The 25182-nt window shown below is 68.4% G+C and carries 26 protein-coding genes; 8 read left to right on the top strand and 18 right to left on the bottom strand.

The window, feature by feature from the left end; translation table 11 throughout:
• Positions 1 to 10: 10 nt before the first annotated feature.
• The 3 genes from CQ034_RS02790 to CQ034_RS02780 form a co-directional block, all read right to left on the bottom strand.
• A complete protein-coding gene (locus CQ034_RS02790; RefSeq protein ID WP_051662443.1) occupies positions 11 to 517 on the bottom strand; it encodes an RNA polymerase sigma factor in 507 nt (168 codons plus the stop codon).
• Positions 514 to 1149 carry a hypothetical protein gene (locus tag CQ034_RS02785; protein ID WP_105709853.1) on the bottom strand — a complete coding sequence of 212 codons (636 nt, stop codon included), beginning with the start codon at positions 1147 to 1149 and terminating at the stop codon, positions 514 to 516. Before CQ034_RS02785 ends, CQ034_RS02790 begins: the two co-directional genes overlap by 4 nt.
• Positions 1150 to 1214: 65 nt before the next feature.
• Entirely contained in the window at positions 1215 to 1802 is a 588-nt protein-coding gene (locus CQ034_RS02780; RefSeq protein WP_105709852.1) for a TetR/AcrR family transcriptional regulator, read from the bottom strand.
• 95 nt (positions 1803 to 1897) lie between these two features.
• Here CQ034_RS02780 and lipB point away from each other — a divergent pair, with 95 nt between their 5' ends.
• The gene (gene lipB / locus CQ034_RS02775) at positions 1898 to 2551 is read left to right on the top strand and encodes a lipoyl(octanoyl) transferase LipB (protein ID WP_105709851.1); all 654 of its coding nucleotides are present in this window, start codon (positions 1898 to 1900) and stop codon (positions 2549 to 2551) included.
• Positions 2548 to 3537 carry a lipoyl synthase gene (gene lipA, locus CQ034_RS02770; protein WP_105709850.1) on the top strand — a complete coding sequence of 330 codons (990 nt, stop codon included), beginning with the start codon at positions 2548 to 2550 and terminating at the stop codon, positions 3535 to 3537. The genes lipB and lipA overlap by 4 nt, the downstream gene beginning before the upstream one ends.
• A gap of 36 nt (positions 3538 to 3573) precedes the next feature.
• Here the strand turns inward: lipA and CQ034_RS02765 are convergent, their stop codons facing one another.
• The 4 genes from CQ034_RS02765 to smc all read right to left on the bottom strand — a co-directional run bounded on the left by CQ034_RS02765 (position 3574) and on the right by smc (position 9517).
• Entirely contained in the window at positions 3574 to 4074 is a 501-nt protein-coding gene (locus tag CQ034_RS02765) for a DUF2004 domain-containing protein (RefSeq protein ID WP_029263525.1), read from the bottom strand.
• A gap of 44 nt (positions 4075 to 4118) precedes the next feature.
• Positions 4119 to 4991: a signal recognition particle-docking protein FtsY gene (ftsY, locus tag CQ034_RS02760; RefSeq protein WP_105709849.1), complete on the bottom strand. Its 873-nt coding sequence runs from the start codon at positions 4989 to 4991 to the stop codon at positions 4119 to 4121.
• A gap of 75 nt (positions 4992 to 5066) precedes the next feature.
• Entirely contained in the window at positions 5067 to 5933 is an 867-nt protein-coding gene (locus CQ034_RS02755) for a virginiamycin B lyase (protein ID WP_105709848.1), read from the bottom strand.
• Positions 5934 to 5971: 38 nt separating this feature from the next.
• Positions 5972 to 9517 carry a chromosome segregation protein SMC gene (smc, locus tag CQ034_RS02750; protein ID WP_105709847.1) on the bottom strand — a complete coding sequence of 1182 codons (3546 nt, stop codon included), beginning with the start codon at positions 9515 to 9517 and terminating at the stop codon, positions 5972 to 5974.
• 533 nt (positions 9518 to 10050) lie between these two features.
• On the opposite strand from smc, the gene CQ034_RS02745 reads away from it, so the two are divergent.
• From CQ034_RS02745 to CQ034_RS02730, 4 genes are all read left to right on the top strand, one after another.
• Positions 10051 to 10332: a hypothetical protein gene (locus CQ034_RS02745; protein WP_105709846.1), complete on the top strand. Its 282-nt coding sequence runs from the start codon at positions 10051 to 10053 to the stop codon at positions 10330 to 10332.
• A 63-nt stretch (positions 10333 to 10395) separates the two neighbouring features.
• Positions 10396 to 11475 (top strand): GNAT family N-acetyltransferase, encoded by a 1080-nt coding sequence (locus tag CQ034_RS02740; RefSeq protein ID WP_105709845.1) that lies wholly within the window; start codon positions 10396 to 10398, stop codon positions 11473 to 11475.
• Between the two features lie 101 nt (positions 11476 to 11576).
• Positions 11577 to 12272, top strand: coding sequence for an ABC transporter ATP-binding protein (locus CQ034_RS02735; RefSeq protein ID WP_105709844.1), 696 nt, complete (start codon positions 11577 to 11579; stop codon positions 12270 to 12272).
• On the top strand, positions 12269 to 13591 hold the full coding sequence (locus tag CQ034_RS02730; RefSeq protein ID WP_105709843.1) for an FtsX-like permease family protein: 1323 nt from the start codon (positions 12269 to 12271) through the stop codon (positions 13589 to 13591). The genes CQ034_RS02735 and CQ034_RS02730 overlap by 4 nt, the downstream gene beginning before the upstream one ends.
• 39 nt (positions 13592 to 13630) lie before the next feature.
• On the opposite strand, the gene mutM is transcribed toward CQ034_RS02730, so the two are convergent.
• The 6 genes from mutM to CQ034_RS02700 all read right to left on the bottom strand — a co-directional run bounded on the left by mutM (position 13631) and on the right by CQ034_RS02700 (position 18719).
• Positions 13631 to 14494 (bottom strand): bifunctional DNA-formamidopyrimidine glycosylase/DNA-(apurinic or apyrimidinic site) lyase, encoded by an 864-nt coding sequence (gene mutM / locus CQ034_RS02725; protein ID WP_105709842.1) that lies wholly within the window; start codon positions 14492 to 14494, stop codon positions 13631 to 13633.
• Positions 14487 to 15179, bottom strand: coding sequence for a ribonuclease III (gene rnc / locus CQ034_RS02720; RefSeq protein WP_029263534.1), 693 nt, complete (start codon positions 15177 to 15179; stop codon positions 14487 to 14489). The genes mutM and rnc overlap by 8 nt, the downstream gene beginning before the upstream one ends.
• A 10-nt stretch (positions 15180 to 15189) precedes the next feature.
• Positions 15190 to 15399: a 50S ribosomal protein L32 gene (gene rpmF / locus CQ034_RS02715; RefSeq protein ID WP_017830754.1), complete on the bottom strand. Its 210-nt coding sequence runs from the start codon at positions 15397 to 15399 to the stop codon at positions 15190 to 15192.
• 2 nt (positions 15400 to 15401) lie between these two features.
• Entirely contained in the window at positions 15402 to 15950 is a 549-nt protein-coding gene (locus CQ034_RS02710) for a DUF177 domain-containing protein (RefSeq protein ID WP_029263536.1), read from the bottom strand.
• A 69-nt stretch (positions 15951 to 16019) separates the two neighbouring features.
• On the bottom strand, positions 16020 to 16517 hold the full coding sequence (gene coaD, locus CQ034_RS02705) for a pantetheine-phosphate adenylyltransferase (RefSeq protein ID WP_029263537.1): 498 nt from the start codon (positions 16515 to 16517) through the stop codon (positions 16020 to 16022).
• A gap of 27 nt (positions 16518 to 16544) precedes the next feature.
• A complete protein-coding gene (locus tag CQ034_RS02700) occupies positions 16545 to 18719 on the bottom strand; it encodes an ATP-dependent DNA helicase RecG (RefSeq protein WP_105709841.1) in 2175 nt (724 codons plus the stop codon).
• 61 nt (positions 18720 to 18780) lie between these two features.
• Here CQ034_RS02700 and rsmD point away from each other — a divergent pair, with 61 nt between their 5' ends.
• Entirely contained in the window at positions 18781 to 19395 is a 615-nt protein-coding gene (rsmD, locus tag CQ034_RS02695; protein ID WP_105709840.1) for a 16S rRNA (guanine(966)-N(2))-methyltransferase RsmD, read from the top strand.
• On the opposite strand, the gene thiL is transcribed toward rsmD, so the two are convergent.
• Complete coding sequence (thiL, locus tag CQ034_RS02690; protein WP_105709839.1) at positions 19365 to 20360, bottom strand: thiamine-phosphate kinase; 996 nt, start codon at positions 20358 to 20360, stop codon at positions 19365 to 19367. The two genes, rsmD and thiL, sit on opposite strands and share 31 nt — an antisense overlap.
• A gap of 23 nt (positions 20361 to 20383) precedes the next feature.
• On the opposite strand from thiL, the gene CQ034_RS02685 reads away from it, so the two are divergent.
• A complete protein-coding gene (locus tag CQ034_RS02685) occupies positions 20384 to 20869 on the top strand; it encodes a DUF3515 family protein (RefSeq protein ID WP_105709838.1) in 486 nt (161 codons plus the stop codon).
• A 21-nt stretch (positions 20870 to 20890) separates the two neighbouring features.
• Here the strand turns inward: CQ034_RS02685 and CQ034_RS02680 are convergent, their stop codons facing one another.
• The 4 genes from CQ034_RS02680 to murA are packed head-to-tail and all read right to left on the bottom strand — an operon-like array spanning position 20891 to position 25130.
• A complete protein-coding gene (locus tag CQ034_RS02680; RefSeq protein WP_105709837.1) occupies positions 20891 to 21973 on the bottom strand; it encodes a D-alanine--D-alanine ligase family protein in 1083 nt (360 codons plus the stop codon).
• Complete coding sequence (locus CQ034_RS02675; RefSeq protein WP_029263543.1) at positions 21879 to 23012, bottom strand: NAD(P)H-dependent glycerol-3-phosphate dehydrogenase; 1134 nt, start codon at positions 23010 to 23012, stop codon at positions 21879 to 21881. The genes CQ034_RS02680 and CQ034_RS02675 overlap by 95 nt, the downstream gene beginning before the upstream one ends.
• Positions 23002 to 23766 (bottom strand): 1-acyl-sn-glycerol-3-phosphate acyltransferase, encoded by a 765-nt coding sequence (locus CQ034_RS02670; RefSeq protein WP_029263544.1) that lies wholly within the window; start codon positions 23764 to 23766, stop codon positions 23002 to 23004. Before CQ034_RS02670 ends, CQ034_RS02675 begins: the two co-directional genes overlap by 11 nt.
• Positions 23763 to 25130, bottom strand: coding sequence for a UDP-N-acetylglucosamine 1-carboxyvinyltransferase (gene murA, locus CQ034_RS02665; protein WP_029263545.1), 1368 nt, complete (start codon positions 25128 to 25130; stop codon positions 23763 to 23765). The genes CQ034_RS02670 and murA overlap by 4 nt, the downstream gene beginning before the upstream one ends.
• Positions 25131 to 25182: the final 52 nt, after the last annotated feature.

Below are 25182 nucleotides of genomic sequence, written 5' to 3'. Positions count from 1 at the left end.
GCTGTCGATTCTACGCGAGTGGAGCCTCCACGCTCAGCGCGGCGCGGAGCTCGACCTTCGCCCTCTGGTAGCGCCCCCGCGCCGTGGAGGCAGGAATGCCCAGCAGCTCCGCCGCATCCGTCAGCGAGAAGCCGTCCCAGTGCACCAGACGGACGAGTTCGGACAGGTCGGGGCCCAACCGTGCGATGGCGTCGCGGACCTCGCTGCCGGTATCGGCCGGTGCCGTGGAGAGCTCCTCCGCGGCGTGAGAGCGGATGCGGTCGGCCAGTGCCCACCGCCGCCGCTCCCCTCGCGCATGGTTGAGCAGCGTTCCACGCGCGACGCCGAAGAGCCACATGCGTGCGCGCTCCGGGTCGGTCGGAAGCTGACGAACCCGTCGCCACGCGACGACCATGGTCTCCCCCAGGAGATCTGCGGCGTCGTCGGGGCCGACTCGGCGAGACAGGTAGGCGAGCAGGTCCGAAGCACTCGCCTCGAAGACCACGATGAGCGCCGCATCCTCCGGGTGCCGGCTCACGGAGTGCCACCCTCGCCGCCCCAGTCCTCGTCCTCGCAGTGCAGCTGGCTGTGCGCGTCCGAGCCCGCCAGGTCGCCGCGTCCAGTGTCGAAGCCGTTGGCCTTCAGCTCCTCGTACAGCGCCATGGAGAGGGCCTGATCGTGCGCTCGCCACGCGTTCAGGTCAGGCTGCCGCGGATCCGTGGCTGTCTCCTCCGACGCAGCCAGATCAGCCTCGACGGCAGCGAGCTGCTCCGCCACATACGGTTCTGCGGCCACTTCGACATCCGTGTTCGCGAACCACTCGTCGATGATCCGATCGACCTGTCCCTGCGTCAGCGGGTCGTGCGTATCCCAGCCGCTGTAACGGATCTCACACTCACCCCAGGTGGGCGACGTGTAGGAGTAGCTGCGGTCGGGGTTCTCCAGCCCCGGGACCCAGAGCCAATCCGACGACGCGGTCGCGATGCCGGCACCGCCGGCGAGAAGAAGCCCCAGCGCTCCGCTCAGCACCACGGTGCGACGCTTCTTCCGTGGCGGCTGCACGACGGTCTTCGCCGCGGCGAGCATCGCGCGCAGTTCCGCCGACTCGATCGTCACGCGCGGCGGCGGTGCCGACGCGTCCAGCAGCTCGTCCAACTGGTCTCGAATCATGAGTTCCTCCTCAGGGGTGGGTTCACTCATGACCTGTCCGGTTCACGACGTTTCGTCCGCGGCGATCATTCTTTCCAGGGGAGGTCGTTGATCACGCCGAGCGCCTCGTGCAACACGGCCTCCGGCGTTCCTCGCCCCGCCCCCTGCTCAGTCCAGACACGCAGCGCCGAAAGCACGGCAGCGGCGTAGGCGGCTCCGACGATGTCGGCACGGACGACGTCGATTCCGGCACTCCGCGCCGCGACAGCAACGGCATCGGAAAGCCGCGCCAGACGGAGGCCCGTGTCCCTCACGAGCTCATCCTGCAATCCCATCGCCGCGGCGTTGCGGAGTGCGAGGGCGAGCGGATCCGGTTCGAATCCGTGCACGACGAGCAGCAGGATCCGGCGAACCGCCTCTCCGGATGCCCCGCTCCCCAGCCCGCCGAGCGATCGGATCGCTTCACCGATGCGCTCGTCCATGCCCGACCACAGCACGTCGCTCTTCGACGTGAAGTAGTTGAAGAAGCTCGATCTGCTCACGCCGGCTCGCTGGGTGATGTCCGCCACCGACGTCGCGTCGTACCCGCGCTCCAGGAAGAGCTCGCATGCCGCCTCCGCGAGAGTCTCTCGCGAAGACGCCTTCGGGCGCCCTGCCCTGCCGGTGGAACTCATGCCCTCACGCTACCGCGACGCGAAGCGCCGGCACCCGGCAACCACAGGAGGAGTATTGTTGCCCTCAGTCCAATTAACCAGAGAAGGAGAGCGTGATGCTCGAGATCCTCACTCCGGGGTTCGCTCCGACGCCTGTGCCGTACATCGAAGGGTGGGAGTTGCAGAGACGTGTCCATGCCGACGTGGTCGCGGGCCTCCGCCCTGACACGCTGATCCTCCTCGAACACGAGGCCGTCTACACGGCGGGGAAGCGCACCGAGCCGCACGAGCGTCCGCAAGACGGCACCCCGGTGATCGATGTCGACCGCGGGGGCAAGATCACCTGGCACGGCCCGGGGCAGCTGGTGGGGTATCCGATCGTGCGGCTGATCGAGCCCATCGACGTCGTCGCGCATGTGCGTCGTCTGGAGCGCCTCCTCATCGAAGTCCTGAAACCGTTCGGGATCGACGGCTATCAGGTCGACGGTCGAAGCGGAGTGTGGGTGCGACGCCCGCTCTCCGAGGACAAGGTCGCTGCGATCGGCGTGCGGGTGCAGCAGGGGGTGACGATGCACGGCTTCGCGATCAACTGCGACAACACGCTCGCCGGATTCCGCGACATCGTCCCGTGCGGCATCACAGACGCCGGCGTCACGACCGCGAGCGAGGTCGTCGGCGCCGCCGTCTCCCCGCTCGATCTCGTCGAAGCGGTGACCCAGGCCTTCGTCACCGAATACGGTCGCACCGAACTGACAGGAGTCCCCGCATGACCGCCGCCCCCGATGGCCGCAAGCTCCTCCGTCTCGAGATCCGGAACGCGGAGACGCCGATCGAGCGCAAGCCGGAGTGGATCAAGACCAAGGCGAAGATGGGCCCGGAGTACACGGCACTCCATTCCCTCGTCAAGAGCGAGGACCTGCACACGGTGTGCCAGGAGGCGGGCTGTCCGAACATCTACGAGTGCTGGGAGGATCGCGAGGCGACGTTCCTCATCGGCGGCTCCCAGTGCACCCGTCGATGCGACTTCTGCCAGATCGACACGGGAAAGCCCGATGCGTACGACACCGACGAGCCCCGGCGCGTCGCCGAGAGCGTGGCACGGATGAACCTCCGCTACGCCACGGTGACGAGCGTCGCCCGCGACGATCTGCCCGACACCGGCGCGTGGCTCAACGCGGAGACCGTACGGAAGATCCATGAGCTCAACCCGAACACCGGAGTCGAGCTGCTCGCGAACGAGCACAACGCCGACCCGGCCTTCCTGGGCCAGATCTTCGACGCCCGGCCCGAGGTGTTCGCCCATAACGTAGAGACGGTGCCCCGCATCTTCAAGCGCATCCGCCCCGCGTTCCGCTATGAGCGCTCGCTGAACGTCCTCACCCAGGCACGCGATGCCGGCCTGATCACGAAGTCGAACCTGATCCTCGGCATGGGCGAGGAGCCGGAAGAGGTCGTGCAAGCCCTGAACGACCTGCACGAGGCCGGCTGCGACATCATCACGATCACGCAGTACCTCCGGCCCACGCCCCGTCACCTGCCGGTCGCGCGATGGGTGAAGCCGGCGGAATTCGTCGAGTTCAAGGAAGAGGCCGAGCGGATCGGCTTCCTGGGCGTGCTCGCAGGTCCCCTGGTGCGGTCATCGTACCGTGCGGGACGTCTGTGGGCGCAGTCAATGGTGTCCAAGGGACGCGATATCCCCGACCACCTGTCGCACATCGCCGAGAGCGCCGACCTCGGTTTCGCGCAGGCCGTCTGAACGACCGCCGCCCCGGGTATATGCCCGGGCGGTGGTTCAGTCGGCGCTCATCACCGACTGCACTGTGCCGTCCGAGCCGAGATTCACGAGGAGGACGTCGTCGGATGAGCTGTCGTCCAGGGCGTACTCGAGGACGGCGAAGGGCTCCGAACCGCCGTGCTCGTCGGCGAGGATGGTCATGCTCATCAGGCGCAGCGACCGGATGATGTCCACGGCCGCATCCCCTGACACGTCCACGAGGACCTCGGGGAGATCGTCGCCGTACGCCTCCTGCTGCTGGAGGATGTACTCGGTCACCTCGCTGGTGCGGTCATCGACCTCGGCGAGCATGCCCCGACGGGCGGTGTCGTCGACGTTCTCGAGTCCGGCGATGAGACCCGCGGCGATGTCCAGCGCGTCCGCGGACACGTCGTCCTGGTCCGGTGCGGTCAGATCCACGGTGACGCTCTGGTCACCGAGCTCGACGGTCTCCGACCAGAAGATCGAGCCGTCGGGGCCCGAGGACAGGAGTCCGAAGTAGTCGTGTTCGATCGCCATAACGCTATGAAACCAGCCTCGTGCTCACTGCGGTAGTCCCGTCATCAACCGACCAATGACTGGACGAACACATGGGGGGTGAATCCGGTGAGATCGTCGATCCCCTCGCCCTGTCCGAGCAGCTTCACGGGGATACCCGTGCGCTCCTGCACCGCAAGCACGAACCCGCCCTTCGCGGATCCGTCGAGCTTGGTCAGGACGAGGCCCGTGACGCCCGCGTGCTCCAGGAACGCCTCGGCCTGCATCACGCCGTTCTGGCCCGTCGTGGCGTCGAGGACCAGCAGCACCTCGCTGATGGGCGCCTGCTTCTCGATGACACGGCGCACCTTGGTGAGCTCATCCATGAGCCCGCCCTTGGTGTGCAGGCGGCCGGCGGTGTCGATGATCGCGATCTCGATCCCTTCCCGCTTGGCGTACTCGACCGTCTGGAAGGCGACGGAAGCGGGGTCCTGGCCCTCCTGCTGCGGACGGACGATCGCCGCTCCCCCGCGCTGCGCCCAGGTCGCGAGCTGATCGACTGCCGCTGCGCGGAACGTGTCGGCTGCACCGACGACGACACTGCGCTGATAGCCGCGGAGGAACTTGGTGAACTTGCCGATGGTGGTCGTCTTGCCAACGCCGTTCACGCCGACGACCAGCACGACGGCCGGACGCTCGGTGAGCTTGAGTGTCGTGTCGAACTTCGCGAAGTGCTCTTCGAGGGTCTCGCGCAGCATGCGCTGGAGGTCCCGAGGATCGGTCGTGCGGTACTTGTCGACCTTGGCACGCAGCTCCTCGACGACGCGTTCGCTGATGTCAGGCCCGAAGTCGGCCGTGATCAGCGCCGTCTCGAGGTCCTCCCACGTCGTCTCGTCGATGGTGGGCTTGACGAACATGCCGCGCAGTGCGCGACCGAGAGACCAGGACTTCTCCGCCATCCCTCCAGCCTACGGGTAGCACCGGGGAATGAACTCCGCTTCCGAACAGAGCGGCGCGGCGGTTCGAACCGCCCTCTACAGCCCGATGCCGGCAACGACCCCGCTTTCGAAGGCAACCCACACGACGCCGTCACCATCGAGAGCCAGACCGTGCGGTTCCTCTCCGATGCCGGAGAGATCGAACTCGGCGAGATCGCCCTCCGTGGTGATCCTGCCCAGCCTGTTCGCTCCCCACTCCGTGAACCAGCACCCGGTGTCGTCGGCGATCACCGCGTGCGGTCGGCTGTCCGGTGCGAGGACGAAGTCGCGGACGTGCCGATCGCCGTCGACCCGGAGGATGCTCCCCCGCGCGATGTCGGCGGACCAGACATACTCCCCTGCTGCCGCGATGCCGACGGGGGCTGCGCCATCGGGCAGCGTGATGAGTTCGGTACCGCCTGCGGCATCCCATCGCTCGAGCACCCCCCGCTGGTTGAGCGAGACCCAGACAGAGCCGTCCCGGTGGGCGGTGGCCATCGCCGGGTATGCGCCTTCCAGGGGGACGGCGACCTCGCTGCGGAGTCCGTCCCGGCTGACCACGGCGAGCTTGTTCTCCTGCATAAGGGTCACCAACGCATCGGAGCCGACAGCCGCGATGCCGTACGGCCCACCCGGAACGTCGATGAAGTTCAGCCGATCGTCGCTCGCGATGAGGGCTATCCGATCTGCGCCGGTAACCGCGCACCACGTCGCTTCGGAGGTCACGGCGAGCTGACCCGGCCGCTCGCCGATGGTGAACCGGTGCTCGCGCCCGTCCGGGGACCGCCGCACGAGCTCTCCGGTGTTCACGAGAGTGATCCACATCTCGCCGCTGGAGCCGAAGGCGACAGCGTATGGACCGGCCGCGCCGTAGTCGAGCACCGCAGCGCTGTGTGCGGCGAGGGGCTCGGTCACGTCGGCCACGAGTTCATCCGCCTTTCATCGCTTCCCCGCCTGGGAGGTCACACCGCGGCTGCGGCCCGGTCTCCCACGCGCTGACCGACGACCGCCGACACGCCGTCCTGGCGCATCGAGACTCCGTAAAGGGCGTCGGCGATCTCCATCGTGCGCTTCTGGTGCGTGATGATCAACAGCTGGGAGCTCTCTCGCAGCTGCTCGAACACCGTGAGCAGGCGCCCCAGGTTCGCATCATCGAGCGCCGCCTCGACCTCGTCGAGAATGTAGAACGGGCTCGGCCGCGCCTTGAAGATCGCCACGAGCAGGGCGACCGCGGCCAGCGAACGCTCACCACCGGAGAGCAGCGAGAGTCGCTCGATCTTCTTCCCGACCGGACGCACCGACACCTCGATGCCGGTGGTCAGCATGTTCTCCGGGTCGGTGAGGGAGATGCTCCCCGTGCCACCGGGAAACAGCAGCGGGAAGACCTGACCGAACGCCTCCTTCGTGTCCTCGAAGGCGCTCGCGAAGATGGTCTGCATGCGCTCGTCGAGGTCGGCGATGATCGTCAGGAGGTCCTGACGCGTCTGCGTGAGATCGGCCAGCTGCTCGGTGAGGAAGGCATGGCGCTGCTCCAGCGCGGCGAACTCCTCGAGCGCCAGCGGATTGACGCGTCCGAGCTGCGCAAGCTTCCGCTCGGCATCGGCCAGACGGCGTTGCTGGATGCGGCGGTCGAAGGGGATCGCCGTGTCATCGAGCAGCTCGTCTGCGGGGTGCTCGACTCCCGGGTCGCGCGGTACGAGCTGATCAGGGCCATATTCCGCGACGAGAATATCTTCGTCGAGGGCCAGCTCAGAGGAGACCCGCTCGAGCAGGCTGTTGAGATGGAGTTTCTTCTCGTGGATCTGCAGCTCGAGACCGTGCACGCTCTCGGTCAGACCCGCGAGGCGCTCTCGCAGCGACGTCTCCTGGGCGCGGAGCCCGACGAGCTCCTCGTTCTGCGCCGAACGCGCGGCCTCCGCCTCGGCCAGGGCCAGGCGCGCCTCGGTGACCGAGCGGTCGAGGGAGTCGAGGATCCGCGGCAGCTCCTCCGCGACGCCCGAAGCCGCTTCGCGCTGGGCACGACGGATCACCGCACGCCGCGCCGCTTCGGCCGCGGCATCGCGCTCCTGCTCGCGCTGCCGCTCGAGACTCGTGACCCGCGCCTGGGCCGCGCGCACGCGTTCCCGCAGCGTCTCGATCTCCAGCCGCGCTCGCACCTCGCCCTCACGGGCCAGCTCGAGCGTCTCGAGCAGCCCGTCTCGCGCAGAGGCGTCGAGGACCGGACGCGGAGCCGCGATCGCCTCGTCCAGCGCAGCTTTGGCGGCTTCCGCTTTCGCCTCCGCATCGGACACGGCGGCCTGCGCTTGGGCCAGGCCGGTTTCGAGTCGCTCGCATTCGGCGACCGCGGATTCGTGGCGGACGGTGACCCGGTTCACCTGCTCGGCATGGGTGGCGAGGGCTGCATCATGCTCGCGCAGAGCACGGAGCGCGTCCTTCGCCTGGCGTCTGGTCGTCTCGACTGCTTCGTTCGCGTCCTCGCGCGCCTCGCGGAGCGAGTCCACCACGATCTGAATCTCCGCCAGGCGCTCGGCGGCGGCATCCCGCTCCGCCGCGAGCTCCAGTCGCGATCGTTCGCCACCGGACCCGGTGCGCAGCGTCTGGGCGGTGATCACGTCGCCCCCGACGGTCACGATCGTCGTCGAAGTGTCCCCGGCTCCGTCGAGCGCCGTGCGCGCGACACGGGCGGCGCCCAGATCGTCTGCGATCAGAACGTGCGACAGGATGCCCAGCACGCCGTCGGGTGCCGTCACAGTCTCGACCGCGGGTGTGACGCCCTCGATCGGGGCGGCGACGGGCTCTGGACGAAGCGCGTCGGCGACGACGAAGTCGACGACTCCCCTGCGGTTCTCGGCAGCTTCTGCCGCCTGGGCGAAAGCGTCGGCCGCAGTGTCGATGAGAACGCCTTCTGTGAGCGGACCGAGGACCGCCGCGATCGCCGCTTCGAAGCCGGCACGGACCTGCACGGCGTCTCCGACGAGTCCGCGAATGCCCTTTCCGCCGGCTTTGACGATCTCGGCGGCGCCGCCCGACAGGGCCAGAGCACTACTCAGGGCCGCGGCCTTCGCGGTCAGGGAGTCGACCTCACGCTCGGCCGCATGCAGTCGCTCACGCAGAGTCTCCCGCTCGGCCTCCGCGGCTGTCGCCGCCCGCTGCGCGCTCTCGTATGCGGCCGCATGTTCGACGGCGGTGCCCTCGGGCGCTTCGGCATCGTCGATCGCCTCGAGCGCCTCGGCAGCCTCCCGCCTGCGCGCGTCCGCCGCCTCGAGCGCGTTCTCCTGACGAAGCACCGCGCCTCGCACGGCGGCGAGAGCCGAGGCCGCAGCGTCAGCGGTACCGCGCAGCGCTGAGAGGCGCATGTCGTATTCCGACACCAGCGCACTCTGCTCGGCGATGTCCACATCGAGCGTGTCGAGCTCAGCCCTGGCGTGCACGACGTCACGGCTCGCCGACGCCGCCGCATCCTGCGCGTCGCCGAGACCGGCCGAGATCACGTCGATCTCGTCCTTCGCCTCATCGATAGTGGCCTGGGTCACGGTGACGGCGGTGACGGCAGCGTCGTCATCTTCGGATCCGAGCAGCGCCAGGCGTTGGTTCGCGAGCGTGTAGAGTCCGCGCATCCGCTCCTGCACCTGCTCCAGACCGAAGGCCACGCTCCGGGCCTGATCGACGGCGACCGAGTTCTGATCCTGTTCGAGCCGAGCGATACTCGCTCGCACCGTTTCGGCCTGGTCTGACAGGACCAGCCGCTCGGTGTGGCGTTCGTGCTCGGTACGCGTGTGGTCGGCGAGAGCCGTACGCAGCGCGACGACGTCGTCCGCGAAGATCCGGGCCTTCGCATCACGCACGACGGCAGCGATCGTCTGCGCCTCGCGCGCGATCTCCGCCTGGCGCCCGAGCGGCTTGAGCTGACGGCGGATCTCCCCCGCCAGGTCGCTGAGACGGGTGAGGTTCGCCTCCATCGCATCGAGCTTGCGGAGGGTCTTCTCCTTGCGGCGGCGATGCTTGAGGATTCCCGCCGCCTCTTCGATGAAGCCCCGCCGGTCCTCGGGAGAAGCCTGCAGCACCGTGTCGAGGCGCCCCTGCCCGACGATCACGTGCATTTCGCGGCCCAGTCCGGAGTCGCTGAGAAGCTCCTGCACATCGAGGAGCCGGCATCCTTCGCCGTTGATCGCGTACTCGCTCGACCCGTTGCGGAACAGCGTGCGGCTGATCGTGACCTCGGCGAACTCGATCGGGAGGGCACCGTCGGCGTTGTCGATCGTGAGCTGCACCTCAGCGCGCCCGAGCGGGCCCCGCGTCGAGGTGCCCGCGAAGATGACGTCCTCCATCTTCCCGCCGCGGAGCGTCTTCGCGCCCTGCTCCCCCATCACCCAGGCAAGGGCGTCGACGACGTTCGACTTGCCCGACCCGTTGGGGCCGACGATGCAGGTCACGCCGGGCTCGAAGACGAAGCTCGTCGGCTGCGCGAACGACTTGAACCCTTTGAGCGTCAGGCTCTTCAGATGCATGCGGGCACCGCTCGTCCGGGGAGAATCACGCCGCTACGCTACCGGAATCACGGGCTTCAGCCGTCATCCCGCGCGGGCGTTCGTCGAACCGATACCGCTCGACGACACGCCGTAAGATACGGAAACGCTTGACGCTGCCCGCTCGTGTTCGCTACCGTTTCCTCCGGATCGCCACACGAAAGGAGGTTACCGATGATGATGATTCAGCTCAACGCACAGGCCACTGGCCATGCCGCGCCCGCGCACTCTGCGCTGCGCCCTGCGTTCTCGGTGACCGCCGGCGTCCGCATCAGCGCGCTCTCGTAGCAGCGCACCCCGAGAATCACGGCCCGTAGTGGGCCTCCTCTCTCCGGTCGGTGCATCCGCGCCCCACCCTCTGTTCCGCAACCGGAACATGGATCTCGCCGCCTTCGGCTCCCACGCTCCGTGGTCCGAGGAGCCGCCGTCGTCCGCGCCTCTGGCGGCCATGCTCGCCATCGAGGTGCGACGTCTCCTGCACCCGCACGCCCACTTCCCTTTCGAAGGACTCTCTCGTGAATACCACGTTGCGCCGCAACATCACCCACCCGCCCGATACCGAGGACCGCGAGGTCGTCCAGATCCCCCGCGACGATGAGCTCCGCCGTTTGGCGCTCACGGATCGCCTCTCTCTCCGGATCGGCCTCTGGCTGCTCCAACGGTCTCAGCGCCCGCGTCGGCAACGCCGCGCCGTCCACATCGAGTCGGCGGAGCTGCTGATCTCCGAGCAACGTCGCCGCGCCGAACATGAGCTGGGCGTCCTCACGGCCTTCGCCCTGCAGCGCGGTATCCGCTGATTCCGTCGCCCGAGGGACGCCGAGTCCCACATCCCTCTTGAACCCACACAGTAAGGACCTGACATGACCATCGCTGAACCGACGATCACGCCGTTGATCGTCCCGACCTCGATCGATGACGACACGGCGGCGGAGTTCCGGGCGTACGGCGAACTCAACCGCCAGATCTGCGACGAGCAGGTCGGACTTCCGGGCCTCGCCCTGGAGGCGGCGCAGGTTCTGCCCGGCTGGCAGGACGACACCGACTCGCTGGACCGCGGCTTCGTCGCCCGTGTCGACGGTGAGATCGTCGGCATGGTGACGATCTCCTTCGCGCAGGAGGAGGAGGCGAACGCCGGCGAGATCGACATGCTCGTGCCGGAGGCGCACTGGGGTCATGGCATCGAGAACGCGCTGCTCGCGCGCGCCGAGGAGGAGGCCAGGTCGCGCGGTCGCACCGTTCTGCAGCTGTGGAGCCTGCACCGGCCGGAAGAGACCGAGCGCATGCTCGTGCCGAGGACCGGGTGGGGCCGCGTGCCGGCCACGCCCCTGAGCGATCTGGCCGAATCCGCCGGATACACGCTCGAGCAGGTCGAGCGGAACAGCGAGTTCGATCTGCGCTCCGACCCGGCGCTCCTGCGCACGGCGCTGGCGGAGGCGAACGCTCATGCCGGTTCGGAGTACCGGATCGTGGAGTGGATGCTGCCGACGCCGCCGGAACTGCGCGCGGCATACGCCGGCATCCTCGCACGCCTGTCGACAGACGCCCCGAGCGGGGAGATGGACTTCGTCGCCGAGGTGTGGGACGCCGATCGTGTCGCACGGCGGGATGGGCGAATCGCCGACTCCGGACGTGTCGTCTCGGTCGCCGCCGTGCAGCACGTCCCCACCGGCGACATCGTCGCCTACAACGAGCTGCTGATCGGGACCGATCACACGGGCGTCACCCATCAGTACGGCACCCTGGTGTCGAAGGACCACCGCGGTCATCGGCTCGGGACGATCGTGAAGTGCGCGAACCTGCTGCGGTGGCAGGCACTGATGCCGGAGTCGCCCGTCGTCTCCACGTTCAACGCGGAGGAGAACCGCCCGATGCTCAGCATCAACGAGAAGATCGGCTTCCGGCCGGTCTCGTACGCCGGCGGGTGGCAGAAGAAGCTCTGAGGCACGTGCGGGCCCGATCTCATTCTCCGGGATGAGGTCGGGCCCGCTCCGTCATCCGCCGGATCGACGACATCGGGTGTTCTGCTGACGAGAGTGGAAACATGAACATCCCCGTGATCGAAGCCCATGCCCTGACCAAGACCTTCGGGATGACACGCGCCCTCGCCGGAGTCGATCTCGCGATCCATCGCGGTGAGTCCGTCGCGATCATGGGCGCCTCAGGTTCCGGCAAGACGACCCTGCTGCATGTACTGGCCGGAATCACCACGCCGGATGCGGGCAGCGTTGTCTTCCGGCCGACTGAAGGCGCTCCCATCGAGGTCACCGCGCTCGGTGAATCCGCGCGGTCGCGACTGCGTCGCGAGCGGTTCGGCTTCGTCTTCCAGCAGGGGCTGCTCATCCCGGAGCTGACGGCAGTGGAGAACGTCGCGCTGGCGTCGATGATCAACGGCATCCGACGTCAGGATGCCATCCAGCATGCGGCGTCGTGGCTCGCCGCCCTCGGTCTCGCGGGTATGGAGGATCGCCGGATCGGCGAGCTCTCCGGCGGTCAGGCCCAGCGCGTCGCCATCGCGCGTGCGCAGGCCACGGGCGCGGAGCTCGTCTTCGCCGACGAGCCGACCGGTGCTCTCGACTCGCACACGTCGTCCGAGGTCATGGATGCCCTGCTGTGGTCGACCACCGCCCAGGGCCGGACCCTCGTCGTGGTCACCCATGACCCCGAGGTGGCCAGTCGCTGCACCCGCACGGTCGCCGTCCGCGACGGACGAATCGGCTCCTCGGCGGTGGCCGCGTGAACCGGCACGTCCTCGCTCTGCTGCTGCGCCCCGCGCCCGAGCAGAACAGCGTGCTCGCCCTTCCTGTCGTGGCGTTCGGCGTGGTGACCACACTGGTGCTGACCGTGATCGGAGGCGCCCAGTCATTCTGGGGCTGGACGGACCCTGAGGCCCCCATCTATCAGGCGCTCGCCGCCATCGCGCTCGTCCTCCTGGTCGTCCCGCTGATGTCGCTCGGCGGGGCAGCGGCGCGGCTCTCCGCCCGTCGCCGGGACGAGCGCCTCTCGACCCTTCGGCTGCTCGGGGTCTCCCCTGCCGGCGTCACGGTCGCCACCGTCACCGAGTCCGTTCTCGTCGCCGCTGCAGGAGCCCTCGCCGGCGTGGTCGGACACGTCGCATTGAGTCCGCTCATCGGACTGATCCCGTTCCGCGGCGAAGCTCTCGGGTTCGGTGCGGTCGTGCTACCTCCGGCCCAGATCGCCGTGGTGCTCGCTGGCGTGCTCGTCCTCGCTTCGGCGAGTGCGGTCGTCGGGCTCCGGCGCGTGGTGATCTCGCCCCTCGGGGTCCGCACCCGTGCCACGACAACCAACGTGCACTGGATCCGCGCGTTGATCGCCGCGGGCACAATCGCGATCGCAGTCGTGCTCATCAAAGTCTTCCCGTCCATCGGCGGGCTGGTCACCACCATCGTCGTGCTGGCCGGACTGTTCGGTGCCGCGCTCGCGGTGCTCAACGTCGTGGGCCCGTGGGTCCTCAAGGTGTCGGCATCGCGACAGCTTCGCCGGGCCGAACAGCCGGAGCGGCTGCTCGCCGCGCGCGTGGTCCTGGATTCTCCCAAAGCCGCGTGGCGGCAGGTCGGTGGCATCGCGATGGCGAGCTTCATGGCCGTCTTCGCCGGAACGGGCGTGGCACTGATGAACGTGATGACCGGATCGGAGGCGGCCGAGGCCGACATCGCCCTGGCCACCGATATCCGCACGGGTCTCGTCATCACCCTGATCGGGTCGTTCCTCATGGTGGCGGCATCCGTCGGCGTGAACCAGGCGTCCGACGTGCTCGACCAGCGCGAACTGCACCGCAGCCTCCACCACCTGGGCATGCCGCTGGAGACCGTGGACCGTGCCCGGAGACGTGCGATCATGTCCCCGCTGCTGATCACGGCGATCGGGTCGGCACTGGTCGCGGCCGTCCTCGTGATCCCCCTGCTCGGCATCGCACTGATCACGGCGCCGCTCTCGCTCCTCACGATCGCGGCGGTGGTCGGTGTGGGGATCGGGATCGTCTGGGCGACCACGTGGGCCACGCGTCCGCTGCTGCGGGGAGCGTTCCAGACCGCATGACCGGCCGCGACGCCGCTGACCTGCTCGTTCCGGTGCAGGTCAGCGGCGTCGCTGGCAGGACGGGCAGAAGTGCGAGCCCCTGTTCATGAAGCTCTCCCGTACGATCGCCGTTCCGCAGCGCGGACACGGCTTGCCCTGCCGGCCGTAGGCGTTGAGAGAGTGGGCGAAGTAGCCCGCCTGACCGTTGACGTTGACGTACTGCGCGTCGAAGCTGGTTCCACCCTCCGCGAGGGCCTTCGCGAGCACGAGCCGCACCTCCGCCAACAGTCGACGCACGGCCTGCGTGGACAGGTGGTCGGCAGGTGTCTCCGGATGGATGCGCGCAGCCCAGAGAGACTCGTCGGCGTAGATGTTGCCGATCCCGCTCACGACGCCCTGGTCGAGGAGAACACGCTTGATCGCGCTTCCCCGCCGTGCGAGCGCGACACGGAAGGCGCGGTCATCGAAGGAGGGATCGAGAGGATCGCGAGCGATGTGCGCGACCTGGGTGGGGATCCGCGATCCGTCGTCATCGATCAGCGCATCGACGGCGAGCGAGCCGAACGTCCGCTGATCCGCGAACACGATCGCGAGCTCGCCGTGCACGGGATGCTCGATGCCGATCCGCACGCGCTCATGACGTTCCGCGTCGGCATTCGAAGTCCGCAGCAGCATCTGACCACTCATACCGAGGTGCGCGATCAGCGCGGAATCCTCGTCGTCGAGAGGGAGCCAGAGGAACTTGCCCCGGCGGGATGCGGCAGTGAAGGTTCGGCCTTCGAGCCTGCCGACGAAATCCGCGGCCCCGGCGACATGCCGCGTGAGCGCACGCTCGTCGAACACGCTCACCGACGTGATGACCGATCCGACCGCAGCCGGTTCGAGACCGGCGCGGACGACCTCGACCTCGGGAAGCTCAGGCACGCTCGCTGAGCGTGCGCCAGGCGCTGAGGGCCGCCGCCATCTCTGCGGTCTTCTTGCTGCTGCCGTGGCCGATCATGCGGACGTCGCCGACCGATACCGTGGCGGTGAAGCGGCGGTCGTGATCCGGGCCGCTCGCCTCGACCGAATACTGCGGCGGCGTCGCGCCGACACGGGCAGCAAGCTCCTGCAGACTGGTCTTCGGGTCCATCGCCGCGCCGTAGCGCTCCGGATCCGCGAGCAGAGGCTCCGTCAGACGAAGCACGAGCGCTGTGGCGGCCTCAGGACCCGCCGACAGGTACGTGGCACCGATCACGGCCTCCATCGTGTCCGCCAGGATCGAGTCCTTGTCGCGACCGCCGGTCTGCTCCTCACCGCGCCCCAGCAGCAGATGGCTGCCGAGGTCGATGCCGCGAGCCACTTCCGCAAGAGCGACAGTGGACACGACGCTCGCACGCCGCTTCGCCAGCTCGCCCTCGTCGAGGTCGGGGTGCGTGGTGAAGAGCATCACGGTCACGGCCTGACCCAAGACCGAATCACCGAGGAACTCCAGGCGCTCGTTGTGCGGGATCCCGCCGTGCTCATACGCGTAAGAGCGGTGAGTGAGGGCCAACTCCAGAAGCTCCGCGTCGATATCGACGCGGAGCTTATCTGGGAGAGGCCTCGTCCCCCCGGGGACCTCCGTCACGGTACGCGACTCAGACGTCGGCGACCTTGCGGCCCTTGTACTCGAGGAAGAGCTCGGTGCCCTGGGAGTCGGTGACGACCTTGGCCTGGTGAGGACGGCTGTAGACGACCTGACCGTTCTCGATGGTCTTCACGAGGGCGACGGGAGCCGCCTTCCACTGCGCGCGACGCGAGCGGGTGTTCGAACGGGAAACCTTGCGCTTCGGGGGGTTACCAGCCATGACTAGCTCTCTTCTTTCTCGGCGGCACGAGATTCTTCCGTGCCGTCTTGGTCTGTGATGTTCTGGAGCGCACTCCACCGAGGATCGATGGGAGCCACCTGCTCCGTTCCGGTGCTCACGGCCAGTCGTTCACCCGTTTTCGGGTCGAGACCCGGGCAATCCGGCTGACACACCGGCTGAAAAGGAAGCGACAATACGGCCGCATCCCTGACGAGAGTTTCAAGATCCACGTGGTCGTCTTGAACCTCGAAGTCAGTTTCTTCCTCACCAGGATACGCGAAAAGCTCCTGGAACTCGACTTCGACGGGCCGGGCGATGTCGATCAGGCATCTGCCGCACACGCCGACGTACTCCGCGTCGGCCGTTCCGGAGACCAGAATGCCCTCGTGGACCGACTCCAGACGCACATCGAGATCGATGTCCGAGCCCGCTTCGAAGGTGACGATGCCCTCCCCCCAGGTCTCTTTGAGAGCCACGGTGAACTCGTGTTCCCGCATCTCTCCCGGACGTCGGACGATGTCACGGACGGGGAGCACGAAAGGGCCGTTCATTCGAGAGCGCACGGTTCCATGCTACTCGGCTGCACCTGCGGCCGGGCTGACCGTCGCCCCGAGGAGGACTCAGATCCCGCGTCCACCGGTGTCGAGGAAGTCTGCCACCGCAGGCGGAACGAACGGTGTCACGTCGCCGCCGAGCGAGGCGACCTGACGTACCAGCGAGCTCGAGACCATCGCGTGCGACGGATCCGGCAGGAGGAACACGGTCTCGATGTCGGCGAGGTGGCGGTTGACGATCGCCATCGGCGACTCGTAGGCGACGTCGATCTGCGAGCGGATGCCCTTCACGAGGACCCCGGCGCCGACATCGCGGGCATAGTCAACGAGCAGTCCCATGCTCCACGAGCCGATCACGATGTTGCCCGGCATGCCGTCTTCGGCGATCGAACGCTCGAGGAGGGAGAGCCGCTGTGCGATCGGGAGCATCGCCTCCTTACCGGGGTTGTGCACCACCAGCACGTGCAGCTCGTCATAGAGGGCTGCTGCCCGGCGGATCACGTCGAGATGACCCAGGGTCGGCGGATCGAAGGAACCCGGGACGACGGCGATCCGGCTGCTCATGCCACCAGCCTAGGGCAGGAACCGAACTCAGTTCTTCGCGAGCGCCGCTCTATCCTCATCGGTCACGCGCCGAGCGATGGCTTCCCGAAGACCGGGGTGCTGCTGGAGCATCGGGTCGTCGGTGAGGATCTTCTCGGCCACCTCGCGGGCACGCGTGATGAGGGCTGCATCCTTGACGACACGCAGCAGCTTGAGCGACGAGCGAACGCCGGCCTGTGCGGCACCGAGCACATCGCCCTCACCCCGCAGCTCGAGATCGACCTCGGCGAGGGCGAAACCGTCGAGCGTTGCTGCCACAGCGTCGACACGGTCCCGAGCGAGGGAGCCGGACTCCGCCTCGGTGACCAGGAGGCAGAGTCCAGGAACGCCACCCCGGCCCACGCGTCCGCGCAGTTGGTGCAGCTGGGAGACACCGAAGCGATCGGCGTCGAGCACGATCATCGTGGAGGCGTTGGGGACGTCCACGCCGACCTCGATCACGGTGGTGGCCAGCAGCAGATCGATCTCGCCGCGGGCAAAGGCCTGCATGACGGCATCCTTCTCGTCCGACGGCATCCGACCATGCAGCACGGCGCGACGGATCCCACCGAGAGTGGGATGGGTCGCGAGAGCCTCGTCGAGCTGCACCACGCCCCACCGGGGACCCGACGCACCCTCGGGGACCAACGCGGAGGGCTCAGCCGCTTCTGCGGTCTTCTTCGTCGTGTCGATCGCGGCGCAGACCGCGAACACCTGCCGACCCTGGGCGATCTCCTCTGCGGCGCGCTCCCAGACGCGGTTGAACCATCCGGGGTGCTCGGCCAACGGCGCGACGAACGACTCGATGCCCGCACGTCCGGCCGGCATCGTGCGGATGACGGACGTGTCGAGGTCGCCGAACACGGTCATCGCCACCGTTCGCGGGATGGGCGTCGCCGTGAGCACCAGCGCGTGCGGGCTCGATCCCTTCGCGCGGAGCGCCTCCCGCTGCTCGACCCCGAAGCGGTGCTGCTCGTCGACCACGACGAGACCGAGGTCGGCGAAGGTCGTCTTCTCGCCCAGCAGCGCATGCGTGCCGACGACGATGAGCGCCTGACCCGAGGCGACGCGGAGCGCAGCCTTGCGTCGCTCCGCGGCCGGAAGCTGGCCGGTGAGCAGCGTCGGCATCAGCAGCGGGGCGAGATCGGGACCGAGCATCTTCGCGATCGAGCGCAGATGCTGGCCGGCCAGCACCTCTGTCGGAGCGATCAGCGCCGCCTGCCCGCCACTCTCGGCCACCTGCAGCATCGCTCGTAGCGCCACCAGCGTCTTGCCGGAACCGACCTCCCCCTGGACGAGCCGGTTCATCGGCCACGATCCGACGAGGTCTGCGGCGATCTGCGCCCCGACCGTCTCCTGATCCGGAGTGAGCGTGTACGGCATCGCCGCGTCGAACCGCTCGAGGAGGCCTCCCGGTCCAGCCGGCCGCGAGGTGGCGGAGAGAGCGCGCACCGCATCCCGCTGCTGCAGCAGCGCGGTCTGCAGCGTGAGCGCCTCATGCATCCGGAGGGTGCGAACGGCCGGATCGATGTCGTTGCGCGTGCGCGGTCGATGGATCCGCTCGAGCGCCTCCCCAGCCGTGAGCAGCTCCTCCTGCTCCCTGATGGCGGTCGTGAGGGGGTCGGGCACCTCGTCCAGATCGTCCAGCACCCGCCCGATGAGGCGAGCGATCTGCCACGTCTGGATCGCCGAGGTCGCCGGGTAGATCGGGATCGGAACCGCCGCACGCGCATCCGCGCTGCGCCGGGCGGAATCCTCATCGTCGAACAGTTCGTACTCTGGATGCGCGAACTGGGTGACGCCGTTGAACTCCCCCACCTTGCCGGAGAAGACTCCGCGGCGGCCGACTGCCAGGTCTTTGGAACGCCACTCCGCCGCACCGACGTTCTTCGCGAAGAACGTGAGGGACATGCGTCCGATCCCATCGCCGATGACCACGTCGACCATCGCGCCCGGCCGATTGCGCATCCGTCGGAAGCTCGAGGACAGGACCTCGGCGACGATGGTCACCGTCTCGCCGAGGGGGAGGTCGCGGATCGGTGTCAGCTCGCCCGGATCGGCGTAGCGACGCGGATAGTGCGAGAGCAGGTCGCCCACGTTCTGCATGCCGAAAGCTCGTCCCAGCGTCTTGGCAGACGCCGCACCGAGCGCATCCTCCAACGAGGAATCGAGCGTGAGCGACATGCTCCGAGTCTAGGGAACGCTACCGACACCGCCGCCACGCGGGCTGTCGTATCGTGAAGAGGTGACGAGGATCATCGCAGGCGCCGCCAGAGGCGCACGCCTGGAAGTGCCGGGTGTCGGCACGCGACCGACCAGCGACCGGGTGCGGGAATCGCTCTTCGGCGCGCTGGAGGCGCTGAGCGCCATCGACGGCGCGCGTGTCCTCGACCTGTATGCCGGTTCCGGCGCCCTGGGCCTCGAGGCGCTGAGCAGGGGCGCCGCCAGCGCGGATCTCGTCGAGCGTGGCCGGCAGGCGGCAGCCATCGTCCGCCGCAACGCCGCCGTCGTCGCCAAGGCCGCAGGCCGGTCGGCCGGTCGGGTGCACGAGGGCGCGGTCCATACTTACCTGCAGCGCGCGGCCGGGCCCTTCGACCTGGTCTTCACCGACCCGCCCTACGATCTCGACGATGCGGCCATGACAGCCGACCTCGTCGCCCTCGCCCCACTGCTCTCTCCGGACGCGGTCGTCGTCGTCGAACGAGCGCGCCGCGCGACTCCTCCCGACTTCGGTGCCGCCGGTCTGGAGCTGTTCCGCGAGAAGTCCTACGGTGACACGACGCTCTGGTGGGCGGAGCCGGCGGCCGACGAGGGTTCGTCAGCGGACGATCAGCCCGAGACCGAATCCCAGTCCCGATAGGGATCCCATCCGCTGATGTCGACCGGAAGGCCGTCGCACAGCAGATCCTCGTCTGCGCTCGGGATGACCCGTCCGATCACGCGGAACCCCGGCGGGAGCATTCCTTCGGGGAAAGTGGCGAGCAGCGCGTGGTCTTCTCCCCCGGCGATCGCACGCTCCGGATCAGTGCCCAGCGCCGCGCGGTCGAGAGCGATGGTGACCCCGGACGCGGCCGCCATCCGGCGGGCATCGAGAGCGAGCCCGTCGGAGATGTCCATCATCGCGGTCGCACCGGCCGTCGCCGCCACCGCGCCGAGACCGATCGGGGGCGACGGGCGCAGCTGGGCGGCCAGCGCAGCGGACTCGCCGGCCGCCAGCTTCGCGACGTCGACCGGTACGGGCGCATCGCCGTCACGGAAACGTCCGAACAGCACGGCGAGTCCGTGTGCAGCGTTGCCCAGCTCACCGGCGACCGCGACGACGTCCCCGGGACGAGCGCCGTCGCGGGTGACCGGAGCCCGACCCTCGAGATCTCCGAGCGCCGTCACCGCGATGGTCAGCACATCCGACACCGTGAGGTCACCACCCACCACCGCGCAGCCCGGCGCCAATGCGGCACATGCCTCGCGGAAGCCGTCAGCGAGACGCTCGACGAAGGAGAGACGCAGATCCCGGGGAACAGCCAGTGCGACGAGAAGAGCCGTCGGACGCGCCCCCATCGCCGCGACGTCCGCGAGGTTCACGGCCGCGGCCTTCCAACCGAGGTCGTAACCGCTGGACCACGCGAGACGGAAGTCCGGCCCGTGCACGAGCGTGTCGGTCGTCGCCACCACGCTGCCCGATGGCGTCGCGATCACGGCGGCATCGTCCCCCGGCCCGACGAGGGTATGCGCGGCCGGCGCGGTGCGGGTGAGGATCGCCTGCAGGATGCGTCCTTCGGAGACATCGCCCAGGCGCGGATCATCGGCTTCGGGTCGGGAGGGCATGCTGTCAAAGGTAGCCTGGATGCATGCTCCGTTCCCGTCGCCTCGCTGCCCTCGCAGGCGCGGCGATCCTCTCCGCCGTCCTCGCCGGATGCTCCACGACCGTGCACCTCGAACCGGCCGACGATGCGAACGATCCGGCGTGCGCCTCGGTCTCGGTGCTGCTGCCGGACAGCGTCGCCGGGTTCGACCGGGTGTGGACGGATGCCCAGGCCACCGGCGCGTGGGGAGAACCCACCACGGTCGCGCTGCGCTGCGGTGTCGAGCCGCCGGCCCCCTCCGCACTCGTCTGCACCACGCTCGGTGGCGTCGACTGGCTGGTCCTCGAGCAGGAGGACGAGCGGCAGCGCCTGGTCACCTACGGGCGCGAGCCCGCGGTCGAGGTCAACATCCGTCGGGGTGAGCAGATCGACTTCCAGTCCATCGTGGACTCGATCTCCACGAGCATCCAGTCCGGACTGGCGCCGGCGACGGCGAAGTGCACCGACCGCGTCGAGTTCCCCGCGAGCTGACCGCAGGCGGGTGGGCCGGCGTCAGCGCCGCAGACCCGCCTCGACGAGCTCGGTGATCAGTTCGCCGTAGCTCAGGCCGGATGCCACCCAGCACTTCGGGAACATCGAGATCGGGGTGAAGCCCGGCATCGTGTTGAGCTCGTTGACGACGAGGGTGCCCTCGGGGGTCAGGAACATGTCGACGCGGGCGAGCCCCCGGCCGTCGACGGCCTCGAACGCGCGGAGGCCCGCCTCCTGGATCGCCGCCGTCTCCGCTTCGGTCAACTCGGCCGGGCAGATGACGTCGACGCCGTCGCCCCCGAGGTACTTGCCCTCGAAGTCGTAGAATCCCCGCGAGGTGAGGACGACTTCTCCCGGAAGGGAGGCGCGCACCCCTTCCGCGGTCTCGAGCACGGCGACCTCGATCTCACGGCCGCTCACTCCGGTCTCGATGAGTACCTTGTCGTCTTCGGCGAACGCCACAGCCAGCGCAGCGTCGAGTTCGTCAGCGACCTCGACCTTGGACACGCCGACGCTCGAGCCCGCACGAGCAGGCTTCACGAACAGCGGCAGGCCGAGGGCGGCGGCGCGTACGCGGACGTCCGCCGCGTCCCGCTCCCAGTCCGCACGGCGCACGGTCACCCAGGGCGCCACCGAGATGCCGGCGGCCTGCAGAGCGATCTTCATGAAGTGCTTGTCCATGCACAGCGCGGAGTCGAGGACGCCGCCGCCGGCGTAGGGCACCTCGAGGGTGTCGAAGTACCCCTGGATCGTGCCGTCCTCGCCGTGCTGACCGTGCAGGATCGGGAGCACGACGTCGACGGCACCGAGGCCGACGACGGAGCCGTCGACCTGCACGACGCGCAACGTGCGGTCGCCGCCCGGTTCGGGCCACAGAACACGCGTGCCGTTGTCGACGACCTCAGGAAGGTGCGCGGCATCCAGCGGGAACTTCGCGGGATCATCGTCCTCCAGGACGAACGCCCCCTCGCGGGTGATCCCCACCGGGATCACCGAGTAGCGGTCGCGATCAATCGCGCCCAGCACGCCCCCCGCCGTTGCGGAACTGATCGAATGCTCGCTGGAGCGCCCGCCGAAGAGCACCACCACCGTCTGCTTGTCCATGATTGGTCCTCTCACCCTGCGGGGTGTCGTCGTCCGTCGTCAGGTGGGGTGCGATGTCTCTCGGATCCATCTTGCCGTCGAGCACCATCTTCACCTGCTCGACGATGGGCATGTCGACCTCGGCCTCGCGTGCGAGCTGCAGGATCGGCGCGACCGATGCCAGCCCCTCCGCCGTCTGCTGCATCTGCTTCACGACGTCCTGGAAGCTGTATCCCTGGCCGAGCAGACGCCCGGCCGTATTGTTGCGGCTCAGCGGCGACTGGCAGGTGGCGATCAGGTCTCCTAGGCCGGCGAGTCCCTGCAACGTCTCCGGGTGTGCACCGTTCGCCACGGCGAAGTCCGTCATCTCGACGAGGCCGCGGGTGATGATCGAGGCCTTGGTGTTCTCGCCGTAGCCGACGCCGTCGACGATGCCGATGGCGACCGCGATCAGATTCTTGAGCACGCCACCGAACTCGGTGCCGATCACGTCGGTGTTCACGAACGTGCGGAAGTAGCTGTTGCGCGCGGCGCGCGCGACGGTGTCCGCCGTCTCCTGGCTCCGCGAGGAGATCACGGCAGCGGTCGGCTGCTCACGAGCGATCTCCAACGCAAGATTCGGACCGGACGCGACCGCGATACGGTCGGGGTCGCAGCGAAGCTCCTGGTGGATCACCTGGCTCATGCGCAAGCCGGTGCCGCGCTCGACGCCCTTCATCAGACTGATGATCTTCGCGTCGCTGTCGGCGAGCAGCGGGCGCAGCGCCTTCAGGTTCTCGCGGAGCGACTGGCTCGGCACCGAGAGGTAGACCTGTTCGACGCCCTCGAGCGACGTCGCGAGCTCGTGAGTGGCCGACATCGTGCGTGGGAGGTTGATGCCGGGCAGATACCGGGAGTTGCGCTTGGCCTCGTTGATCTCCTGCGCGAGCTCGGGTCGTCGGGCCCACATCGTCACCTGGGCGCCGCCGTCGGCGAGGATCTTTCCGAAGGTGGTTCCCCAGCTGCCCGAGCCGATGACCGTGGCCCGGGGGCCTACCGGAGCGGTTCTCTTAGGAGTCAAGGCGTCCGGTCTCCTTCTGGCCGTGGCTCGCGGGGTTCCATCGCTCCGCGGGTGCCTTCTCGTCACGCAGCTCCTCCAGGAGCGCCGTGATCGCGTTCATCAGTCGGTTCGATGCCTCGGTGAGGGCCGCCGGCTCCCCGGCGCGATCCCGCAGATCGGAGACATCGACGGGATCGCCGATGATCACTCGCACGGGCTTGCGCAGCGGCCAGAGGCTGAGGCCCTTCTGATAGCGCCCCATGATCGCCTGCGTACCCCACTGCGCCATCGGGATCAGGGGGATGCCGTCGGCGAGGGCCAGACGCACCGCGCCGGACTTGCCGCGCATCGGCCACAGGTCGGGATCACGCGTGAGAGTGCCCTCGGGATACACGATCACTCCGCGACCGTGCTCCACCAGCTCTTCCGACTGCTTCATCGTCTGGCGGGCCGAACTGGCGGACGAGGTGCGCGCGACCGGGATCATCCCCGTGCGATGCAGGAACCACCCGAGTACGGGAACTTTGAACAGGCTCTCCTTGGCCATGAACCGCGGCGCCCGACCCGCGCGCCACACGGCGACCGCGACGATGAGCGGATCGAATTCGGAGTAGTGGTTCGGCGCGAGGATGAACGACCCGTGCTGCGGGAGCTTCTCGGCGCCGGTGACCCGGATCTTCGCGATCAGCGAGACGGGCGGGATCACCAGCGCCGCGAGCGGCCAGAAGATGCTCGGCCGCGTCGTCTCGGATGACCGGGACGTCACCTCGGTCACCGGATGACGTCGAAGTCGGCGCCGAGCGCGTCGAGCTTGGCGAGGAACTTCTCGTAGCCGCGGCTGAGGATATCCACACCCGACACCTGCGACTCGCCCGTGGCGGTCAGCGCCGCGATGATGTGGCTGTATCCGCCGCGGAGGTCGGGAACCACGATGTCCGCGCCATGCAGCGGCGTCGGACCCGTGATGACGGCAGCCTGCTCCAGGTCGCGGCGGGGAACGCGGCGGGGCCCGTCCTGCAGACCGCGGGGGTGCACGACGATGTCGGCACCCATCTTGACCAGCGCGTCCGTGAAGCCCATCCGGTTCTCATACACGGTCTCGTGCACGACGCTACGGCCGTGCGCCTGAGTCAGTGCGACCACGAGGGGCTGCTGCCAGTCGGTCATGAAGCCGGGGTGCACGTCGGTCTCGATGACGACGGGCTTGATGTCACCGTCACGACGGAAGAGGATGCCGTCTTCCTGGATATCGAACCAGCCGCCCGCCTTGCGGAAGATGTTGAGGAACGTCAGCATCTCCTGCTGCTTGGCACCGCCGACGAAGATCTCGCCGTCGGTGGCCAGAGCCGCGGATGCCCACGAGGCCGCCTCGTTGCGGTCGAAGATCGACCGGTGGTCGTAGCCGCGGAGCTTCTCGACGCCCTCGATGACGATGACGCGGTTCGGCTCGTAGGAGATGATCGCGCCCATCTTCTGCAGGACCGCGATCAGGTCCATGATCTCGGGCTCGATGGCGGCGTTGCGCAGCTCCGTCACGCCCTCGGCGCGGACCGCGGTGAGCAGCACCTGCTCCGTGGCGCCGACACTCGGGTACGGGAGGTGGATGTTCGCACCGTGCAGGCGGCTTCCGCCCGTCGAGAGGCGGATGCCACTGGGGAGCTTCTCGACGATGGCGCCGAACTTGCGGAGCGCATCCAGGTGGAAGTCGATAGGGCGGTCGCCGATACGGCATCCACCCAGGTCGGGGATGAACGCCTGACCGAGACGGTGCAGGAGCGGCCCGCAGAAGAGGATCGGAATGCGGGAGGCGCCGGCGTGGGCGTCGATCTCCTCGAAGTGGGCCGACTCGACATCACTCGGGTCGAAGACGAGCGAGCCGGGCTCATCGCCCTCGCTGACGCGCACACCGTGTACCTCGAGCAGCGAGCGCACGACGGCGACATCGCTGATCGCCGGCACATCGCGCAGGGTGCTCACGGTCTCGCCGAGGAGCGAGGCGACCATGGCCTTGGTGGCCAGGTTCTTCGCCCCCTTGACGTCGACGCGACCGCGAAGCGGGCGTCCGCCTCGAATGGCGAGGACGTCTCCGGTGAGTGCAGGGACTCCGTCCGGGAGAGCGTCGCGCACAGGTGTCGTCATTCGGAGCCTCACTTCATTTACGGATTTCGGGGGCGGGTTGCCCCTGGGCTCC

The organism is Microbacterium sp. MYb45 (assembly GCF_002979655.1).
Lineage (GTDB): Bacteria > Actinomycetota > Actinomycetes > Actinomycetales > Microbacteriaceae > Microbacterium.
The sequence above is the reverse complement of the archived record's forward strand: the minus strand, read 5'-3'. Positions and strand labels throughout refer to the sequence as shown.

Excerpts from the sequence above, each read along its gene's own strand:
- CQ034_RS02785 (WP_105709853.1), bottom strand. The coding sequence starts at position 1,149 with ATGATTCGAGACCAGTTGGACGAGCTGCTGGACGCGTCGGCACCGCCG.
- CQ034_RS02780 (WP_105709852.1), bottom strand. The coding sequence starts at position 1,802 with ATGAGTTCCACCGGCAGGGCAGGGCGCCCGAAGGCGTCTTCGCGAGAG.
- lipB (WP_105709851.1), top strand. The coding sequence starts at position 1,898 with ATGCTCGAGATCCTCACTCCGGGGTTCGCTCCGACGCCTGTGCCGTAC.
- lipA (WP_105709850.1), top strand. The coding sequence starts at position 2,548 with ATGACCGCCGCCCCCGATGGCCGCAAGCTCCTCCGTCTCGAGATCCGG.
- CQ034_RS02765 (WP_029263525.1), bottom strand. The coding sequence starts at position 4,074 with ATGGCGATCGAACACGACTACTTCGGACTCCTGTCCTCGGGCCCCGAC.
- ftsY (WP_105709849.1), bottom strand. The coding sequence starts at position 4,991 with ATGGCGGAGAAGTCCTGGTCTCTCGGTCGCGCACTGCGCGGCATGTTC.
- smc (WP_105709847.1), bottom strand. The coding sequence starts at position 9,517 with ATGCATCTGAAGAGCCTGACGCTCAAAGGGTTCAAGTCGTTCGCGCAG.
- CQ034_RS02740 (WP_105709845.1), top strand. The coding sequence starts at position 10,396 with ATGACCATCGCTGAACCGACGATCACGCCGTTGATCGTCCCGACCTCG.
- CQ034_RS02735 (WP_105709844.1), top strand. The coding sequence starts at position 11,577 with ATGAACATCCCCGTGATCGAAGCCCATGCCCTGACCAAGACCTTCGGG.
- rpmF (WP_017830754.1), bottom strand. The coding sequence starts at position 15,399 with ATGGCTGGTAACCCCCCGAAGCGCAAGGTTTCCCGTTCGAACACCCGC.
- CQ034_RS02710 (WP_029263536.1), bottom strand. The coding sequence starts at position 15,950 with ATGAACGGCCCTTTCGTGCTCCCCGTCCGTGACATCGTCCGACGTCCG.
- coaD (WP_029263537.1), bottom strand. The coding sequence starts at position 16,517 with ATGAGCAGCCGGATCGCCGTCGTCCCGGGTTCCTTCGATCCGCCGACC.
- CQ034_RS02700 (WP_105709841.1), bottom strand. The coding sequence starts at position 18,719 with ATGTCGCTCACGCTCGATTCCTCGTTGGAGGATGCGCTCGGTGCGGCG.
- thiL (WP_105709839.1), bottom strand. The coding sequence starts at position 20,360 with ATGCCCTCCCGACCCGAAGCCGATGATCCGCGCCTGGGCGATGTCTCC.
- CQ034_RS02685 (WP_105709838.1), top strand. The coding sequence starts at position 20,384 with ATGCTCCGTTCCCGTCGCCTCGCTGCCCTCGCAGGCGCGGCGATCCTC.
- CQ034_RS02680 (WP_105709837.1), bottom strand. The coding sequence starts at position 21,973 with ATGGACAAGCAGACGGTGGTGGTGCTCTTCGGCGGGCGCTCCAGCGAG.
- murA (WP_029263545.1), bottom strand. The coding sequence starts at position 25,130 with ATGACGACACCTGTGCGCGACGCTCTCCCGGACGGAGTCCCTGCACTC.